The 17925-nt window shown below is 72.4% G+C and carries 19 protein-coding genes; 10 read left to right on the forward strand and 9 right to left on the reverse strand.

The features are described from left to right. Positions 1–78: 78 nt before the first annotated feature. The 3 genes from larE (at position 79) to KLO01_RS08445 (ending at position 2568) form a co-directional block, all read left to right on the forward strand. Entirely contained in the window at positions 79–927 is an 849-nt protein-coding gene (gene larE / locus KLO01_RS08435; protein WP_147064114.1) for an ATP-dependent sacrificial sulfur transferase LarE, read from the forward strand. Then, positions 920–1621 carry a nickel pincer cofactor biosynthesis protein LarB gene (gene larB / locus KLO01_RS08440; protein WP_147064116.1) on the forward strand — a complete coding sequence of 234 codons (702 nt, stop codon included), beginning with the start codon at positions 920–922 and terminating at the stop codon, positions 1619–1621. The genes larE and larB overlap by 8 nt, the downstream gene beginning before the upstream one ends. Before the next feature lie 77 nt (positions 1622–1698). After that, complete coding sequence (locus tag KLO01_RS08445; RefSeq protein WP_147064118.1) at positions 1699–2568, forward strand: dimethylarginine dimethylaminohydrolase family protein; 870 nt, start codon at positions 1699–1701, stop codon at positions 2566–2568. Between the two features lie 13 nt (positions 2569–2581). Here the strand turns inward: KLO01_RS08445 and KLO01_RS17145 are convergent, their stop codons facing one another. After that, positions 2582–2749 carry a hypothetical protein gene (locus KLO01_RS17145; RefSeq protein ID WP_186827976.1) on the reverse strand — a complete coding sequence of 56 codons (168 nt, stop codon included), beginning with the start codon at positions 2747–2749 and terminating at the stop codon, positions 2582–2584. Positions 2750–2797: 48 nt separating this feature from the next. Here KLO01_RS17145 and KLO01_RS08450 point away from each other — a divergent pair, with 48 nt between their 5' ends. From KLO01_RS08450 to KLO01_RS08460, 3 genes are all read left to right on the forward strand, one after another. Then, on the forward strand, positions 2798–3466 hold the full coding sequence (locus tag KLO01_RS08450; RefSeq protein WP_147064120.1) for a hypothetical protein: 669 nt from the start codon (positions 2798–2800) through the stop codon (positions 3464–3466). 164 nt (positions 3467–3630) lie between these two features. Then, positions 3631–4953, forward strand: coding sequence for an acyl-CoA dehydrogenase family protein (locus KLO01_RS08455; RefSeq protein ID WP_307725662.1), 1323 nt, complete (start codon positions 3631–3633; stop codon positions 4951–4953). Between the two features lie 27 nt (positions 4954–4980). After that, on the forward strand, positions 4981–6240 hold the full coding sequence (locus KLO01_RS08460; RefSeq protein WP_147064122.1) for an acyl-CoA dehydrogenase family protein: 1260 nt from the start codon (positions 4981–4983) through the stop codon (positions 6238–6240). A gap of 29 nt (positions 6241–6269) precedes the next feature. On the opposite strand, the gene KLO01_RS08465 is transcribed toward KLO01_RS08460, so the two are convergent. Next, positions 6270–6623: a hypothetical protein gene (locus KLO01_RS08465; RefSeq protein WP_147064124.1), complete on the reverse strand. Its 354-nt coding sequence runs from the start codon at positions 6621–6623 to the stop codon at positions 6270–6272. Between the two features lie 118 nt (positions 6624–6741). Between KLO01_RS08465 and KLO01_RS17150 the strand changes: the two genes are divergently transcribed. Both KLO01_RS17150 and KLO01_RS08470 read left to right on the forward strand, forming a co-directional pair. Next, positions 6742–8451, forward strand: a complete 1710-nt coding sequence (locus tag KLO01_RS17150) for a hypothetical protein (protein WP_186827977.1) — start codon at positions 6742–6744, stop codon at positions 8449–8451. 46 nt (positions 8452–8497) lie between these two features. Beyond that, positions 8498–8875: an MmcQ/YjbR family DNA-binding protein gene (locus KLO01_RS08470; protein ID WP_147064125.1), complete on the forward strand. Its 378-nt coding sequence runs from the start codon at positions 8498–8500 to the stop codon at positions 8873–8875. A gap of 329 nt (positions 8876–9204) precedes the next feature. Here the strand turns inward: KLO01_RS08470 and KLO01_RS08475 are convergent, their stop codons facing one another. Genes KLO01_RS08475 through KLO01_RS08500 form a run of 6 tightly spaced genes read right to left on the reverse strand, consistent with a single transcriptional unit; the run spans position 9205 to position 13270 of the window. After that, positions 9205–9639: an MOSC domain-containing protein gene (locus KLO01_RS08475; RefSeq protein ID WP_147064128.1), complete on the reverse strand. Its 435-nt coding sequence runs from the start codon at positions 9637–9639 to the stop codon at positions 9205–9207. Then, positions 9636–9986 carry a fluoride efflux transporter FluC gene (locus tag KLO01_RS08480; protein WP_147064130.1) on the reverse strand — a complete coding sequence of 117 codons (351 nt, stop codon included), beginning with the start codon at positions 9984–9986 and terminating at the stop codon, positions 9636–9638. Before KLO01_RS08480 ends, KLO01_RS08475 begins: the two co-directional genes overlap by 4 nt. Continuing rightward, complete coding sequence (locus tag KLO01_RS08485; protein ID WP_147064132.1) at positions 9983–10396, reverse strand: fluoride efflux transporter FluC; 414 nt, start codon at positions 10394–10396, stop codon at positions 9983–9985. Before KLO01_RS08485 ends, KLO01_RS08480 begins: the two co-directional genes overlap by 4 nt. 1 nt (position 10397) lies before the next feature. Continuing rightward, a complete protein-coding gene (locus KLO01_RS08490; RefSeq protein WP_147064133.1) occupies positions 10398–11627 on the reverse strand; it encodes a pyridoxal phosphate-dependent aminotransferase in 1230 nt (409 codons plus the stop codon). 58 nt (positions 11628–11685) lie between these two features. Further along, positions 11686–12348, reverse strand: a complete 663-nt coding sequence (locus KLO01_RS08495; protein ID WP_147064135.1) for a hypothetical protein — start codon at positions 12346–12348, stop codon at positions 11686–11688. A gap of 7 nt (positions 12349–12355) precedes the next feature. Then, positions 12356–13270 carry a universal stress protein gene (locus tag KLO01_RS08500; RefSeq protein ID WP_147064137.1) on the reverse strand — a complete coding sequence of 305 codons (915 nt, stop codon included), beginning with the start codon at positions 13268–13270 and terminating at the stop codon, positions 12356–12358. 73 nt (positions 13271–13343) lie between these two features. On the opposite strand from KLO01_RS08500, the gene KLO01_RS08505 reads away from it, so the two are divergent. Together KLO01_RS08505 and KLO01_RS08510 are read left to right on the forward strand one after the other, a co-directional pair. Next, a complete protein-coding gene (locus KLO01_RS08505; protein WP_147064138.1) occupies positions 13344–14996 on the forward strand; it encodes an AMP-binding protein in 1653 nt (550 codons plus the stop codon). Positions 14997–15082: 86 nt separating this feature from the next. Further along, positions 15083–17284, forward strand: coding sequence for a sunset domain-containing protein (locus tag KLO01_RS08510; protein ID WP_147064140.1), 2202 nt, complete (start codon positions 15083–15085; stop codon positions 17282–17284). A 179-nt stretch (positions 17285–17463) separates the two neighbouring features. Here the strand turns inward: KLO01_RS08510 and KLO01_RS08515 are convergent, their stop codons facing one another. Continuing rightward, positions 17464–17898, reverse strand: coding sequence for a hypothetical protein (locus KLO01_RS08515; protein ID WP_147064142.1), 435 nt, complete (start codon positions 17896–17898; stop codon positions 17464–17466). Between the last annotated feature and the right edge of the window lie 27 nt (positions 17899–17925).

The raw sequence follows: 17925 nt of genomic DNA on the forward strand, positions 1-17925 counted from the left end.
GGCTGGCAAGGCGGGTCGTGGTGGGCCGGAGCCCGGGCGGATCGCCGGTCTCCGGATCGACAGTGAGAAGGTGAAGGCATGGAGGACGTGAGCTTCGGCCCCGACGAGTCCAGGGTCGAGCACGTCCTTCGTGCCTTCGCCGCGTTTGAGCGGGTCGGGGTCGCCTACTCCGGCGGGGTCGACTCCGCCACGCTCCTCGCCCTGGCGGCGCGTGCCCTCGGACCCGACCGCGTCGTCGCCGTCCTCGGTGTCTCGCCGAGCCTGGCCGCCGACGAGCGCACCTCGGCCCACGACGTCGCCGCCTTCATCGGCGTCCCGGTCGTCGAGGTGCGGACCCACGAAGGCGACAACCCGGCATACCAGCGCAATGGTCCGGACCGCTGCTTCCACTGCAAGCACGAGCTGTTCACCCGGATCGACGACACCGTCGTGGCTGCGCACCGGCTCGACGCGGTCGCCTACGGCGAGAACGCCGACGACGCCCTTCGCCCCGACCGCCCGGGCTCGCGCGCAGCGACCGAGCACGAGGTGCTGCGTCCGCTCGCCGACGCCGGCCTCGACAAGGCCGCGGTCCGGCGGGTCGCCCGCGTGCTCGAGCTGCCCTGCGCCGGCAAGCCCGCGGCACCCTGCCTCGCCTCGCGGATCCCGCACTTCGAGGCGGTCTCCCCGGAGAAGCTCGCACAGGTCGAGGCGGCCGAGTCGGGGCTGCGCGCCCTGGGGTTCGCCGACTGCCGGGTGCGCCACCACGGCGAGGTGGCCCGTCTCGAGCTGCTGCCGGACGACATCGCCCGCGCCACCGCCCCCGGGCTGCGCGCGGACGTCGAGGCCGTGGTTCGGGGCGCCGGGTTCCGGTTCGTCACGGTCGACCTGCGCGGCATCCAGTCGGGTGCGTTCACCCTCCCGCTCGTGGCTGCGGCCCGTGGCTGAGCCGGGGGCCGGCGAGCCTTGGGAGCCGGGCGAGGCGCTGCGCGACATCGCCGAGCTCGACCACGACCGCTTCGCCAGGCGCGGCTACCCCGAGGCGGTCTACTGCGAGGGCAAGACCGCCGAGCAGGCCGGCGTCATCGCCGCAGCGGTGGGGGAGCGCGGGGCGCGCACCCTCTTCACCCGGGCGGACGCGGGCCACGTCGAGGCGATCCTCGCGGCCCTCCCGGACGCGGCACACGACGCGACCGCCCGTCTCGTGGCGTGGCCACCCGATCCGCCCGAGCCCACCGGCGGCACCGTCCTCGTCGTCGCCGCCGGCACGTCCGACCTCCCCGTGGCGCGCGAGGCCCTGCTCGTGGCCCGGCACCTCGGCCGCACCGCCGACCTCGTCGTCGACGTCGGCATCGCGGGACTGCACCGCATCCTGTCGCGGCTCGACCAGCTGCGCGCCGCCCGGGCGATCGTCGTCGTCGCGGGCATGGACGGAGCCCTGCCGGGCGTGGTCGCGGGCCTCGTCGCCGCACCGGTCATCGCCGTCCCGACGTCGGTCGGCTACGGCGCCGCCTTCGAGGGTCTGGCGCCGCTGCTGACGATGCTCAACAGCTGCGCGCCCGGGGTCGCGGTGGTCAACATCGACAACGGCTACGGCGCCGGGCACATGGCGGCCCAGATCGCCGCTCCCGTGCCTGGATGAGGTCGGTCAGGGGGTAGCGTGCCCCCGAGTCTCCGTTTCCGTGAGGCGCGCCCTCCACCCCGCACGGGAGTCCGACGGTGTTGAACTCGACGCTGCTCATGTCGTCCGCCCACCACTTCGGCAACGACCACAAGCTCAACCCCTACTACGAGGACGGCGAGACCGTCGACACGGCGAAGGCCGAGCTCGAGCACGCAGGGATCCGCGATGCACTCCGCTCGGCCGGCGCCGAGATCATCCAGGTCGACGCCCCGCCGGCGAGCCAGGACGGCGTCTACACCGCCAACTGGGCGCTGGTCCGCGGCGGCGTCGCCCTCATGGCGACCCTGCCGCCGTCGCGCAAGGCCGAGGAGCCGTGGGCGCGCACCAAGCTCACCGAGCTCGGCTACCAGGTCGAAGACCTGCCCGAGCCGTGGCGCTTCAGCGGCCAGGGCGACGCCCTCGTCTGCGGCGACCTCGTCTTCTGCGGTGCGGGCTACCGCTCCGACGAGCCGGCGCTCGCCTACGCCGCCGACCGGTTCGGCCTCGAGCGGATCCAGCTCCAGACGCTGCCGCTGCTCAACGCCGACGGCACCCCGCACGTCAACGTCGTGAGCGGTTGGCCCGACAGCTACTGGTACGACATCGACCTCACGCTCGCCGTCCTGCGCGAGCCGGACGCCGACGGCCGCGGCCTCATCGCCTACTGCCCCGAGGCGTTCACGCCCGAGAGCCGCGAGAGGCTGGCCCGCCTCGACGCGGTCGACACGATCGAGATCGCCGAGTCCGAGGCCATGGAGTCCTTCGCCTGCAACCTCGTCTCCACCGGCACGACCGTCGTCATGAGCGACAGCGCCCCGCTGCTGCGTGCCGACGTCGAGAGCGCCGGCCTGTCGGTCATCACGCCCCACGTCGACGAGCTCGCCAAGGGCGGCGGCTACATCCGCTGCACCAGCCTCTGGGTCTGACACACACTCCGGCTCAGGGGCGCTGCTGCTGGGCGCGAGCATGCCGCTCGTGCAGGCGGTCGCGCACCTCGTCGGGCGTGTAGGCGCGGCGCTGCCGCTCGTTGCGCGCCACCGCGGCACCCGTCGCGACGACCGAGACGACGCCGGCGAGACCGAGCAGCTTCCACCAGTTCGACTGCATGACCGCAGCGTATGCCGGGTGCCCGAGCACCCGGCATACGCTGCGGTCATGTCTTCGCACCCAGGGACCGCCGGGGAGCTCTCGCTCGACGAGGCCGTCGACCTCACCCGCACCGGTGACGTGTGGATCTTCCGCGGGCGCTCGGTGGCCGACCGGGCGATCCAGACGGCGACCAACGCTCCGGTCAACCACGTCGGGATGGCGGTCGTGCTCGACGACCTGCCGCCGCTCATGTGGCACGCCGAGATGGGCAAGTCCCTCCAGGACATGTGGACCGGCGACTTCCACCGTGGGGTGCAGCTGCACGACCTGCGCGCGGCGGTGAGCCGGTGGCAGGAGACCTACGACCAGCGTGCCTGGCTCCGCCAGCTCACGCCTGAGGTGGGGGAGGAGCATGAGGACGCCGTGCTGCGGTGCGTCGCCCGGCTCGACGGCGTCTCGTTCCCCTCGACGGGCCGGCTCGCCTGGCGCTGGCTCACCGGACGCGACCACCATGTGTCGGCGCGCGACCTCGACCTCAAGGCGTTGCGGCCCGAGGTCGCCTACTGCGCCGAGGTCGTGGCGCTGACCTACGAGGAGATGGGGCTGCTCACGCCCGACGCCCCGATGAACTGGTACGACCCGGGCCGCTTCTGGAGCGGTGACTCGCTGCCGCTCGTCCCCGGGTGGGACCTCGGAACCGAGATCGCCGTCGGCCGTGGGGCTGCGGCCGGCTGAACGGCGTCAAGCCCGCACCGCCGAGGCGTGCGGGCGATCTGCACCCTTCTGGTTACCGAGTGACAAGTTTGCGGTACAGTCGGTATCAGGCACTCGGTGTACCGGATACTTTGGACGACTCCGAGCAGGCCGGACCCAGACCACTCCCTCGAAGGGAAGCCATCATGGCGACGACGCCCACCTTCGCCGACCGGGGCCAGCGCCTCGGCCTGCGCCTCATCTCCAAGGCCGGCGGCCTCCCCGTCATGGCGGACCCCAAGGTCCGCGGACGGGTCGAGAAGCTCCTCAACCGCGGCGCCCACTCCGGGTTCAAGGCCCAAGTCGCCGTCGGCCGCGCTTTCACGCAGGCCCGGGGCTCGGGCTCCGCGACCCGCCCCAGCACGTCCACGCGCCGCGGGGTCTTCGACCTCACGCCGACCGAGGACCAGCAGATGCTCCAGCAGGCGGCCCGCGAGCTCGCCGACGAGGTCATCCGCCCCGCCGGCTCCCGGGCCGACGCCGACCGCGCCGTGCCGGAGGACGTCCGGGTGGCCATGCAGGACATGGGCCTCGGGCTCGTGGGCGTCCCCGAGGAGCTCGGCGGCATCGCCGAGGAGCGCTCCGCCGTAGCCGGGGTCCTCGTCCTCGAGCAGCTCGCCCGCGGCGACATGGGCATCGCCGTCGCCCAGATGGGTTCGGCCGCCGTCGCGACCGCACTCGCCCTCTACGGCGACGCCGACCAGCAGGCGACCTACCTCCCGCACTTCACCGGCGAGCAGCCCGTGGCCGCGGCCGCGCTCGCCCTCCAGGAGCCCCAGCCGCTCTTCGACCCCTTCGCCCTGACGACCACCGCTGTCGCGCAGGGGGACTCGCTCGTCCTCAACGGCACGAAGGCCATCGTCGCCAACGCCGGGCGCGCCGAGCTCTTCGTCGTCTCGGCGATGCTCGAGGGCGAGGCCCGCCTCGTCGTCGTCGAGGCCGCCACCGAGGGCGTCACGATCGAGGACGACCCCGCGATGGGGGTGCGCGCCGCCGCCACCGGCCGCGTCGTCCTCACCGACGTCGCGGTCGCCCGCACCCACCTGCTCGGCACCGCCGACGACCACCGCGACGCCGTCCGCCGAGGCCGGCTCGCCTGGGCCGCTGCCGCCGTCGGCACCGGTCAGGCCGTCCTCGACCAGGTCATCGGCTACGCGCAGGAGCGCAAGGCGTTCGGCGAGCCGATCGGCCAGCGCCAGGCCGTCGCGTTCATGATCTCCGACATCGCGATCGAGCTCGACGGGCTCCGCCTCGCCGTCCTCAAGGCCGCCGCCCGGCTCGACTCCGGCACCGACGCCGCCCAGGTCGTCGGCGAGGTGCGGGCCCTCACCGCGACCCACGCCGCCCAGATCGGCTCCCACGCGGTCCAGCTCCTCGGCGGGCACGGCTTCGTCAAGGACTTCGACAACGAGCGCTGGTACCGCGACCTGCGTGGAGCGGGTGTCCTCGAGGGCACCCTGCTCGTCTGACCGGCATACCCACACAAGGACTGGACCATGATCGATCTCGAGGTTCCCCGGAAGTTCCGCCCGCTCGTCGAGCAGGCACGCGGTATGGCCGAGGAGGTCTTCCGCCCCATCTCCCGCAAGTACGACCTGGCCGAGCACGAGTACCCCCGCGAGCTGGATCTCATCTCCGCCGTCATCGACGGCATGAGCAGCTCCGGCGCCGGCCAGGGAGCCGGTGCGGCCAAGACGACCCGCGCCAAGGACGACGAGGGCGAGGGCGCGGTCGCCGCCGTCGGCTCCGGCCGCTCGCACTCCGCGTCGGCGAAGGTGCGCAACGGCTCCAACATGTCGTCGGTGCTCTCGATCCTCGAGACCTGCCGCGGCGACGTCGGTCTCACCCTGTCGATCCCGCGCCAGGGCCTCGGCAACGCCGCCATCGCCGCCGTCGCCAACGACGAGCAGAAGGCGCGCTACGCCGGCCAGTGGGCGGCGATGGCCATCACCGAGCCCGAGACGGGGTCCGACTCGGGCGCGATCCGCACCACGGCGGTGAGGGACGGCGACGAGTACGTCCTCAACGGCGAGAAGATCTATGTCACCGCCGGCGAGCGCGCCGAGCTCGTCGTCGTCTGGGCGACCCTCGACAAGAGCCTCGGCAAGCAGGCCATCAAGTCGTTCGTCGTGCGCCGCGACAACCCGGGCCTCAAGCTCGTCCGGCTCGAGCACAAGCTCGGCATCCGCTCCTCGGACACCGCGGCCTTCCACCTCGACGACTGCCGCGTCCCCGCCGAGGACCTCCTCGGGGACCCCGAGATCAAGATCGCGGGCGGCTTCGGCGGCGCCATGCAGACCTTCGACAACACCCGACCGCTCGTCGCCGCCATGGCCCTCGGGCTGACCCGCGCGAGCCTGGACCTCACGACCGAGCTCCTCGCGAAGGCGGGCGTCACGGTCGACTGGGACCGGCCGGCATACGTGCAGTCGTATGCCGCGGCGCGGCTCCTGCAGATGGAGGCCGACTACGAGGCCGCGCACGCCCTGACGATGCGCGCGGCGTGGATGGCCGACAACGGCAAGCCGAACTCGATGGAGGCCTCGATGGCCAAGGCGAAGGCCGGACGCACCTGCGTCAACGTCTCCCTCGCGTGCGTCGAGCTCGCCGGTGCGACGGGCTACGCCGAGCGCGAGCTGCTCGAGAAGTGGGCGCGCGACTCCAAGATCCTCGACATCTTCGAGGGCACCCAGCAGATCCAGTTGCTCGTCGTGGCCCGTCGCCTGCTCGGGATGAGCTCGAGCCAGCTCAAGTAGCCGGCGTCAGCAGGGCGTGCGTCGCGGGGTCAGCGACCGCGGCGCTCGCGCTGGCGCTGCACCCACGGGATGCCGATCGCGAGCATGGCCAGGGCGAGCGCGACGGCGGCACCGAGCAGCCCGCACAGCACGGCGAACCCGACCTTGATGATCCCCTCCCAGACGAGGTGGTCGTACGCGAGGTCGGGTTCGTTCTGCGTCCCCGTCCAGAAGCCGAGGACGAACGCCAGTGCGGTGAGCACCATGAGGCCGAGCGACACCCCGGCACTCTTCGCGACGTGCCCCGCCTTGAGCGGCACCTCTGCGTGCTCCTCCTCGTCGACCCGGTGCGCGAACGTCTCGAAGACGTCCGGCATCGGTTCGGTGCGGCGGCGCTTGGGCATTCGCGAAGCATAGGCCCGACGCCTGCGCGGCCCCGGCACCTCGGGCCGGTGCGCCCGGTCGTGCCGCTGGCCCCCGGTTCTGCCCTCGCGCGAACCGCTGCGGCGGTACGTTGCGCTCGTGACGACTGGTTTCACGGACGAGCGCGTGCGCGCGTGGGTCGCGGCCGCCCCGCTGCGCTGGCCCCGCTGGGTGCTCGCCGGTCTGTGGGTCGCGGCCTTCGTGGTCTCGTCGATGAGCGACACCGCGCCGTGCACCACCGACTCGCCCTGTGGGCCCGAACCGGACTTCTCCGTGGCGCTCGTCCTCTGCCTCGGGGCGCTCGCGCTCCTGTGGTGGCGTCCGTTCGTGGCCGCCGCGTGTGCTGTCGTGTTCGCCGTCCTCGACCTCGCGTTCGACGACGTCGTCACCGCGAGGGTGGCCTGGCCCGTCGTGGCCCTGGCCTTCGTCGCGTATGCCGTCCACGTCCGGTCCCGCACGCAGCGCCAGCGTGACATCGCCCGGGCGGCGAGCGTCGTCCTGCCGCCGTGGCCCCCAGGGTTGCAGCGGCCGTTGCGCACGGACCGTCCGCACCGGCTCATGGCGCTGGCCGCGATGGTCCTCGTCCTCGTCGCGACCGGGTCGGTCTTCGGATACGAGCGGGCGACCGGCCTGGACGCCGAGCACTCTGCGCGAAGCCGCGTGGTCGAGGGCGTCGTCCTCAGCCACGAGGACGACGAGGGCTACCAGCGGGTGCAGCTCACGGACCGTCCGGAGGGGTTCCCGGCCGTCGTCGACGTGCTGTTCCTCGACGTGCCCGACGTGGGAGCCGACGTGGCCGTCCAGGTCGACCCGCAGGACCCGTCGTGGACGCACGCGATCGCGGAGCCGCCGGACCGCACGTGGTGGTTCACGCTCGGTCTCGGCGCGCTGCTCGTCGCGGGACTGCTCGGTGAGCGACTGCTCTCGGTCCGGGTGAGGCGCCGTCACCTCGAGGGGTCCGCGCACGAGGTCGGCGTGCCGGTGCGGGTGTTCACCGACGACCTCGACTTCGTGGGGATCGTCGCGACCGACTCGACACGGGGGCTCGCGGAGTTCCCCGTCGACGAGAACCTCCGGCTGGCGCGGGCCGAGGACCGTCGGGTGACGGCCCCGGTCGAGACCTACCTCGTCGGCGACGTCCGGCACGGGGGCTGGGCGGCGCTCGCGTCGCCCACGGGCCTGCGCTTGCCGATGGGGGCGATCTCGGCGCTGCCCGAGGGCACGGAGGTCGACCTCGACAGCTTCGACCGCGACCCCGAGGACGTGCGCGACTGGTCCGAGGAGGTCCCGATGGGGACGATCCCGGTCCCCCTGCCCGTCACGGTCGAGGCGCCGCTCTGGCGACGTCTCGCCGGTGCGCTCGTCGCGGTGGTGGCCGTCGCCGTCGGCACCTGGCTGCTGCGCGACGACGAGGTCGGCTTCTCCGGCATCGGGGTCGTCGTCGGGACCGGGTCGGCGATGCACTGGGGGCTGGACCAGCTGGCGCACCGGATCCGGGTGACCCGCGACGGGTTCGAGATGTCCACGGTGTTCCACCGGATGTCGAGCCCGATGGGTGCGGTCCGTGAGGTGCGGCACGACGGCGAGGCGGCCCTCGTGGTGTTCGACGACGAGAGCGTCCTCGACATCACCCCCGGCGACGGTGACCACCGCGGGCTGGCGGCAGCCATCGAGCACGCGGTCGCGTCCGCGCCGAGGCTGTCCCGGAACGCCGTCCCCACCGGCGGGGAGCTGGCGTGGACGGCCGTGGCGTTCGGACTCGGTGTGGTCGTCCTCGCCGGCAGCTGGCTCGTGCACTGGCTCGGCTGACCTGCACACCGGCGGCTGTCGGTGACGGGTCCTACGCTTCTCGACCATGGCGTCCGTCGAGCGACCTCCCGTGCCCGTGGAGTGGATCGAGCGGCTGTCGGCGATCGTCGGCGCGTTCCCCGAGGCGCGTGAGCACGACGCGTGGGTCGGCATGGCCTGGAAGGTCAGGTCGGCCACCATCGCCCACGTGTTCGGCGGTGAGGACCAGCTGTTCCGGATCACCTTCCGCGCCGACGCCGAGGAGGTCATGGCCTTCGAGCACATGGGTGAGCCCTACTTCAAGGCGGGCTGGGGCGGCAACGTCGTCGGGCTCATCCTGGATGACAGCACCGACTGGGACGAGGTGGCCGAGCTCCTCACCGACTCCTACTGCATCCAGGCGCCACCCTCCCTCGCGGACCAGGTCTCGCGCCCCGCGCTCTAGCGGTCGGATGCACGGGCCGCCAGCCGGTCGGCCGGTCGCCCGACCGGCTCGTGCTGGTCGGGCCGGCTGCCGCCGGGCTGCCGCCCCAGGTGGGTCCGCTGGAGACGTGTCTTTGCTCCACGTCCCGGAGCAAAGACACCCCCCCCTTCGCGTCACGTGCTGATGCGAAGGGGGGTCTCTGTGCGTCGTGTGAGGGAGCAAAGACACGTCTCGGACGCGGCACGCACGGCGTGCGCGGACCCCTCTCGGACGCGGCACGCTCGGCGCGCGCGGGCACGCTCGGCGCGCACGGACACACGCTCGGGGCGCGTGCGAAACGCCCGACCCGGTCAGCCGAACCGCAGCTCGTCACCCACCCGGATCGTCCCCGACCCGAGGAGCCGGAAGACCGTGCCGCCGCGGGCATGCAGAGCCTTCATCGCACCGGGTCCGAGGTCGTCGTCGAGGAGCCGGCAGGGCGCAGCGATCCGGACGACCTCGAGCTCGACGTCACCGACGTGCATCCGCTCGCCGGGTCGCGTCGGGAGCGGCCCGTGGGTCACCGTGAGGTTGCGGCGGGTCAGCCCCGGCGGGACTTCCCGGCCCAGCTCGCGGGCGGCCGCCTCGAGCTCGTCGAGTGCCTGCACCGTGACGTGGCGGTGCCGGCTCCCGTGGTAGCGGTCGCCGACGAGACCCACGCCGGCCTCGGCCTCGACCGAGTCCACCGACTTCGTGGGGAGCCGACGCCCCGGAGCGATGTGGATCGCGTGGACCCGGACCGTCATGACCCGATCACCCACCCGAGCCACGCGGCGCCGACGCCCAGCCCCAGGCTGAGGAGCACGTTGACCACGGCGTCGCGCGGACGCTCGTCACCGAAGGCGTCCTGCAGCTCCAGCGCGAGCGTCGAGAACGTCGTGAGCGCCCCGCAGAACCCGGTCCCGACCAGGGCGAGGCGTGAGCCGTCGACCCCGGCCGCCACGGCGACGCCGAGGACGAAGGAGCCGACCACGTTGACGGCGAGGGTGCCGGCCGTCGGGGTCGCTCCCCAGCGCTGGCGCAGCCAGTGGTTCACGAGGTAGCGCAGAGGCGCCCCCACTGCGGCGCCGAGCGCGACGAGGAGTGTCGTCACGCCGCCATCCTCCAGATCCGCTGCCCCACAGCGGATCCAAGGCTCACCGCGAGCACGCCTCCGAGGAAGGAGGCCAGGACATAGGCACCCGCCTCCCCGCCGTGTCCCGTCTCGAGCAGGGTGACGACGTCGACCGCGAACGCCGAGAAGGTCGTCCAGCCACCCAGCACCCCGACGCCCACGACGGGCCGCGCCAGCCGGTGGGCCCCGGGCCGGTCCAGCAGGAACGCGACGAGCAGCCCCATCGCCAGGGCCCCGGTCACGTTGACGACGAGCGTCGACCACGGGAACGAGCCGGCAGGGTGCGGCAGCGCCAGCCCCACGGCATACCGGCCGAGGGAACCCACGACACCACCGGCGGCGATCCCGAGGAGGAGCGTCGCATCCGGTTGTGCCGCAGGGCTGCCCACGTCAGCGGCGGATGGTCTCGAGGTACTCGCCGATCCGGCCGATGGCCTCGGTGAGGACCTCGGTGTCGGGCAGGGTCACGAGGCGGAAGTGGTCCGGCTCGAACCAGTTGAAGCCGGTGCCGTGCGTCACGAGGATCTTCTTGGCGCGCAGCAGGTCGATGACGAACTGCTGGTCGTCCTCGATGGCGTACATCTCGGGGTCCAGCCGCGGGAAGCAGTAGAGCGCGCCGTGCGGCTCCACGGAGGTCACGCCGGGGATCTCGTTGAGGAGCCGGTTGGCGAGCTTGATCTGCTCGTAGAACCGCCCACCCGGGACGATGAGCTCGTTGATCGACTGGTAGCCGCCCAGGGCGGTCTGGATCGCGTGCTGCGCAGGCACGTTGGCGCACATGCGCATGTTCGCGAGCAGGGTCAGGCCCTCGAGGAAGTCCTCGGCGAGGTGCTTCGGCCCCGACACCATGACCCAGCCGGCGCGGTAGCCGCACACGCGGTAGGCCTTCGACAGCCCGCTGAACGTCAGGCAGAGGACGTCGTCCTCGGCGAACGTCGCGACGTGGTGGTGCACCGGCGTCACGGCGTCGTCGGCGTAGAGGATCTTCTCGTAGATCTCGTCGGCCATGAGGACGAGGTGGTGGCGGCGGGCGATGTCGACGAGCCCGCGGACGATCTCCTCCGAGTAGACCGCGCCGGTCGGGTTGTTGGGGTTGATGACGACGAGCGCGTGGGTGTTCTCGGTGATCTTGGACTCGATGTCCTCGAGGTCCGGGTTCCACCCGTTCGACTCGTCGCACCGGTAGTGCACCGGTGTCCCACCGGACAGCGACACGGCACCGGTCCACAGCGGGTAGTCGGGCGCGGGGATGAGGATCTCGTTGCCGTCGTCGACGAACGCCTGGAGCACCATCGAGATGAGCTCGGACACGCCGTTGCCGATGTAGACGTCGTCGACGGTCGTGTCGGTCAGCCCGCGCGCCTGGTAGTACTGCGCGACCGCGGTCCGCGCCGAGTAGATGCCGCGCGAGTCGCTGTAGCCCTGGGCGTCGGGCAGGTTGTGCACCATGTCGGCGACGATCGCCTCGGGAGCCTCGAACCCGAACGGTGCCGTGTTGCCGATGTTGAGCTTGAGGATCTTGTGCCCCTCGGCCTCGAGGCGCTGGGCCTCGACGAGAATCGGCCCCCTCACGTCGTAGCGGACGTGCTGGAGCTTCTTGCTCTGGACGATCGGGCGCATGACCGCATGCTTCCAGACGCGGTATGCCGTGTGCGCGCAGGTTTCGTCGTGAGACGCGTCAAGGACGCCGGCCACGACCCACGCTGCGCCGGGCCACGACGGTGCGCGGCGACGTCGAGCCCACCACCGTGGTGACGACGGTGGTCACCGACGGGGTCCGCGGGGTCGAGGAGAAGCCGAACCTGCAAGGCGGGTCGATGTCGGCGAGAGCGCCCAGCGGCGTCCCGTCGACCTGCCCTGACATCGCGGTCACCCGTCGGAGGTCGGTCGCGCCGTAGAACTCCTGCCGGCCCTCGAGCGCCGTCCCGACGGTGCGCACGCCCGGCATGACCCGTCGGGCGACCGGCGAGACGATGCGGGCCCAGGTCGGGCTGGCGCCGATCGGCCGGGGCACGGCGCGCAGGAGCCAGCCCAACGGCATACGGGCCCCGATGGTCAGGTCCAGCGAGAGCGAGTCGGAACGCACGCTCCACGACGACTCGGTGACGGTGCACGACACCGGCTCCACGCGCACCTCGTCGAACTCGTAGGTCGAGGTGACGTAGTCGGCGACGACGTCGTTCGGCGCGAGCAGGACCCGATGCCCGCCCACGGTCTCGACCATGACGTCGGCGAACGCACCGAGCGGCGTGGTGTGCCAGCGGCCCACGACGACGCGGGTGCCGGAGGTCGAGCCGACGCCGGCGATGTGGCCCCGGAAGCGGTCACGCAGGCGAGTCACGGGCGGGTCAGTCCGTCGGTGCGGCGCGCACGAGCATGACGGGCGAGGTGGCCGTCTCGAGGACCTTCTGGCTCTGCGAGCCCAGCAGCATCCCGGCGAACCCGCCGCGGCCACGCGTGCCCATGACGACCAGCCCGGCGTCGGCGGAGCGCTCGGCGAGGACCTTGGCCGGGTTGCCGCGGACCACCTCGACCGTGCAGTCGACGTCGGGGTGCCGGGCGCGCAGCGGCTCGACGACCCGGTCGGCGACGGCGCGGTACTTGGTCTCGATGTCGTTCCAGGCCGGCGTGCCGGGGGTGGTGACGACGAGTCCGTCGACGACCTCGACGTTCCACGTCGTGATGGCGACGAGCGGGGCCTTGCGCAGGTCGGCGATCCAGAAGGCACGCTCCGCGGCTGCGGCGCTGTGGTTCGAGCCGTCGATGCCGACGACCACCGGGCCCTCGGAGTCGACCCGGGCACCCTGCGGGACGATGACGACCGGGCACGACGAGTGCATGGCGACGGCAAGCGACGAACGCCCCAGCCCGAGCCGCTGCAGGGTGCTCGCGCGGGCCGCACCGACGACGACGAGGCGCGCCCTGCGGGACGCGTCGATGAGGGCCTGCTCGGGGCGGGAGAAGGGCAGGCTCCCGCTCACCGAGAGGTCGGGCCAGCGCGTGCGGGCGCTCGCCAGCGTCTCGTCGAGGAGGCTGGCGTTGCCGATGTCGCCGTCGGGACCCATGGAGATCGAGTTGCCGGCGACCGGGTCGATCGCGGACAGCTCGGCACCGAGGTCGTGGGCGTGGAGGATGTGCAGCGGGCTGCCCGACCGCTGGGCCGAGCTCCCCGCCCACGTGAGGCACTCCGCATCGCGGTCGCTGTTCCCGATCCCCACGACGACTGCACCGTCGGGGATGGCGTCCCTCTCGCTCGCATCCATGACGCGACCCTACCCACGCCGTAGCGGCGGGGAGTAGGTTCGGCCATCCACGCAGCCGTGAGAAGGGGACTCGATGTCCAGCAGTGCCGACCCGACGCTCTCCCACGCCGCCGGCCGCACCGAGCCGGCGCTGCTCGAGCAGACCATCGGGGCCAACCTCGACGCGACGATCGCGCGGCACGGCGACCGCGAGGCGCTCGTCGACCGCGCCCAGGGACTGCGGTGGACGTATGCCGTCCTCGGCGAGCACGTGGACCGGCTCGCGAGGGCGCTGCTCGCCGCGGGGTTCACCAAGGGCGACCGGGTGGGCATCTGGGCGCCGAACTGCGCCGAGTGGACCGTCGTGCAGTACGCCACCGCCAAGGTGGGCGTCATCCTCGTCAACATCAACCCGGCATACCGCTGGCACGAGCTCGGCTACGTCCTCACGCAGGCCGGCATACGCGGTCTGTTCACCGCGGCGTCGTTCAAGACCTCCGACTACGTGGCCATGATCGAGGAGGTCCGCGGCGACTGCCCCGACCTCGAGCAGGTCTGGGTCCTCGGGCAGGACAGCTGGTCCGACCTGCTCGCCGGCGCCGAGGGCGTGGACGACGAGCGGCTCCGGAACGCGGGCGAGGCGCTGTCGCCGCACGACCCGATCAACATCCAGTACACGTCCGGCACGACGGGGTTCCCCAAGGGCGCGACCCTCAGCCACCACAACATCCTCAACAACGGCTATCTCGTCGGTGAGGTCTGCCGCTACACCGAGGAGGACCGGATCTGTATCCCGGTGCCCTTCTACCACTGCTTCGGCATGGTCATGGGCAACCTCGCGGCGACGACCCACGGTGCCTGCATGGTCATCCCGGCGCCGGGGTTCGACCCCGCCCTCACGCTGGCCGCGACCGCCGAGGAGCGGTGCACGAGCCTCTACGGCGTGCCGACGATGTTCATCGCTGAGTGGGCGCTGCCGACCTTCGGCGACTACGACCTCAGCTCGGTGCGCACCGGGATCATGGCCGGCTCGCCCTGCCCGGCCGAGCTCATGAAGAAGCTCATCGCTGCCGGCATCGACGAGATGACGATCGCCTACGGCATGACCGAGACCTCGCCGGTGTCGACGCAGACCCGCACGGACGACGAGTTCGACCGCAAGGTCGGCACCGTCGGACAGGTCGCGCCGCACCTCGAGGTCAAGGTCGTCGACCCGGTGACCCTCGAGACGCTTCCCCGCGGCGAGGCCGGCGAGTTCTGGACCAAGGGCTACTCGGTGATGCTCGGCTACTGGGGCCAGGACGAGAAGACGGCCGAGGCGATCGTCGACGGCTGGATGCGCACCGGTGACCTCGCCGTCATGGACGAGGACGGCTACCTCCAGATCACCGGCCGGATCAAGGACATGGTCATCCGCGGCGGCGAGAACATCTACCCGCGCGAGATCGAGGAGTTCCTCTACACGCACCCGGACGTCGTCGACGCGCAGGTGGTCGGGGTCCCGGACACGAGGTACGGCGAGGAGCTCGCCGCGTGGATCCGGATGCGTGAGGGAGCCGAGCCGCTCACCGCGCAGTCGCTGCGGGAGTTCGCCACCGGCAAGCTCGCGCACTACAAGATCCCGCGCTACGTCCGCATCGTCGAGGACTTCCCGATGACGGTCACGGGCAAGGTCCGCAAGGTCGAGATGCGCGAGATCACGGTGGACGAGCTGGGCCTCGAACCCGGGGCCCCAGCCGGGGCGTGACCGCGACCCCATCCGTGCAGGTCCGACGGTAGTTTGGGGGCGAGCGGGTGCCGCCGCACCCGACGACGACGTCAGGAGCAGTCACCGTGAAGTACCTCATCGGCGCCCTTGTGATCCTCGCCCTCCTCTTCCTGGTGTGGTGGATCATCTCCCGTGGCAAGCAGCGCCAGCTCGACGAGCAGCGGGCCGAGGCCGCCCGGATCCGGGCCGGCGCCCAGGAGCGGACCGCCGCCCTTCAGGGCCAGGAGACGTTCGCCCAGCAGTCGACCGAGCGCGCCGACCTCGCGCGCCGTGAGGCCGAGGAGCGCGCCCGACAGGCCGAGGAGAGTGCTCGCGAGGCGCAGCGCGTCGAGGAGGAGGCCCGTCGTCACCAGGCCGACCTCGAGCGCGGGCGGCTCGAGCGCGACGCCGAGCTCCGCCGCGCCGACGAGCTCGACCCCGACGTCGAGATGGACAAGAACGACCCCCGACCGCTCCCCGAGGACCTCGACGACGACGTCCGTCCCCTCGACGAGACCCGGGTCCACACGCCCGTGTCCACCGAGGCCCCCGGCGCCGGGACGGCTGTGGCGGCCGGTACGACCGCGGCCGCCGGGACGGCTGCGGCGGCTGACGTCCCGTCCGCCCGAGACGAGGACGCTCCGGCGACGTCGGCCGTGACCTCGACCGGTGCGCCCGCAGACTCCGAGACGGCCGACGTCGAGACGGCCCGGTCCGAGACGGCCGACTCCGGGACGGTCGCCGACTCGGTCACCGCGCCCGACTCGCAGGACCAGGGCCGCACCGAGCAGGGCTGGGGCGCTGGGGCAGCCACCGCCGGTGCCGGCGCCGCCGCTGTCGGCAGTGCGTATGCCGCCACCCGCGGCAACGAGCCCGACGACGCCTCCGCGCGCCTCGCCTCGGGAGTCGACTACAGCGACAACGGGGTCGACCACCGGGACGCCGTCGTCGCGGAGAGTGACGACGCCGACCGCACCGGGGCCGAAGAGGCCCACCACGACGACGCGCCGGTCACCCGTGAGTGGGCCCCCGTCGACAGCAGCCGCGAAGCGGACCAGGCCTCGAGCTCCGTCTCCGACGGCGCTGAGGGGGACGAACGAGCACAGGAGACGACGATGTCCGACGAAGAGCTGTTCGGCGCGAAGGCCGTGTCGAACGACGGGGCCGATGCTGGCCGGACGACCGACGAGCGGGACCTGGGTGACGAGGGGTCGCGCGATCGCGAGTCGCGCGATGACGAGTCGCGCGATGACTCCGTCGCCGACGGCGCGACGACCGCGGGGGCGACCGACGGCGGTGCCGCCGAGATGACGATCATCGGCGACGTCGAGGACTACGCCTCGACCGAACCGCTGCCCGCCGACGAGCAGACCCCCGGCACGTCGCCCGAGGGTGTCGAGGACGCCCGTCGCGATGCTGACCTGACCGCCGACTCCTCGGACGAGGAGCCCACCCACGAGGAGACGTGGGAGGACGAGACCGACAGCCGCGACAGCGACGACGGCTCGGTGCGCGACTCGGATCGCGACACCGATGCGGCCGACAACGGCTCGCGCGACCACGAGGCCGGGACGACGAGCGACTGGGGTGGCGCTGCCACCACCGGTGCCGCTGCCGGAGCGGCCGCGGGCTCCACGACCGGCCGCAACGCATCGACCGACGGTGACGAGTCCACGGACCGTGACGAGACCGAGCGTGACGCTGGCTCCAGCAGCGACGCGGACCGTGGCGACGCCGACCTCGGTGGCGACACCGACGAGAACCGTGGCAACGCCGACCTCGGTGACGGCGCCGACGGGGACCGTGCCCAGGGCACCTCCGACGCCGGTTCCGAGTCGACCTCCGACGACGCCACGAGCGAGGACGGGGACGCGAGCCACTGGCCCGACGGGACCGACCGGATCAACACGCTCGACGACGACGGCACCGACGGGGCCGGCGCGGACGCGTCCGGCACCGACTCCGCCGAGGACCGCGACACCGACAACAGCAACGACGTCGACAACGACACCGAACAGGGCGATCGCGACGGCTCGGCGTCCGAGGGCGGCGGCTCGTCGCGTCGGATCTCGGCGATGGACGAGATCCGCGACGGTGGCTTCGGCGTCGGCTCCGCGGCTCCCTTCGAGGACCGCGCGCAGCCGCTCGACCACCCGGTGCAGGCCTACCGCGACACGATGACCTACCGGACGCCGGACGCCGACGGCTACGACTCGGCCGAGCCCGACGTGTGGTTCTACGACGAGGACGCCGCCCGCCGCGCGGGCTTCAACCCCTCGCAGGGCTGAGCCGCCACGCATCGACGACGCCCCGCCGGTCTCGACCGGCGGGGCGTCGTCGTGTCGTGAGGTCCAGACGACCAGTTCGTGCGCAGACGACCACGCAGAGGCGGGGGTCTCGTGACCACGTGGTCGTCTCGTCGCCCCAGTCCGCCGGCCGCACCGAGGTCAGGGCAGCGGCACCGACCTCACCAGTGGCCGCCGCGACGGCGGTCGAGCTCCTCGTCCACGGCCGGGCTCGACTCCGTGGCGTCGACGGCCACGTGGTGCTCGAGGGGTGAGTCCGACGCGTCCACGGACGGCTCCTCGGCCCAGGAAGGTGACTGGCCGGCATACGCGTCGGTCGTGCGTGCGGCTGGGACGTCCCCGCCGTCGCGCCATCCGGCGCCACCGAGGCGGCTCAGCGGGACGGTCTGGTCGATGGGCGACTGCTCGACGGACTCGTCGGCACCGAACGTGATGTCGCTGCGGCCTCGCGCACCGGTCTCGGTCACCTCGGGCGCGCCATAGCCGTGGAGCTCGGGCGCGGTGGCGTCGTCGCGGTGGCGCAGGACCCACACGAAGGCGGCGACGACGACGACGAGAGCGACCGCACCGACGAGCCACAGCAACGAGTCATCCATGGGCACGACCGTAGTGGGACCGGCGCC

Source organism: Knoellia locipacati (assembly GCF_007992835.1).
Taxonomy (GTDB): Bacteria; Actinomycetota; Actinomycetes; order Actinomycetales; family Dermatophilaceae; genus Knoellia; species Knoellia locipacati.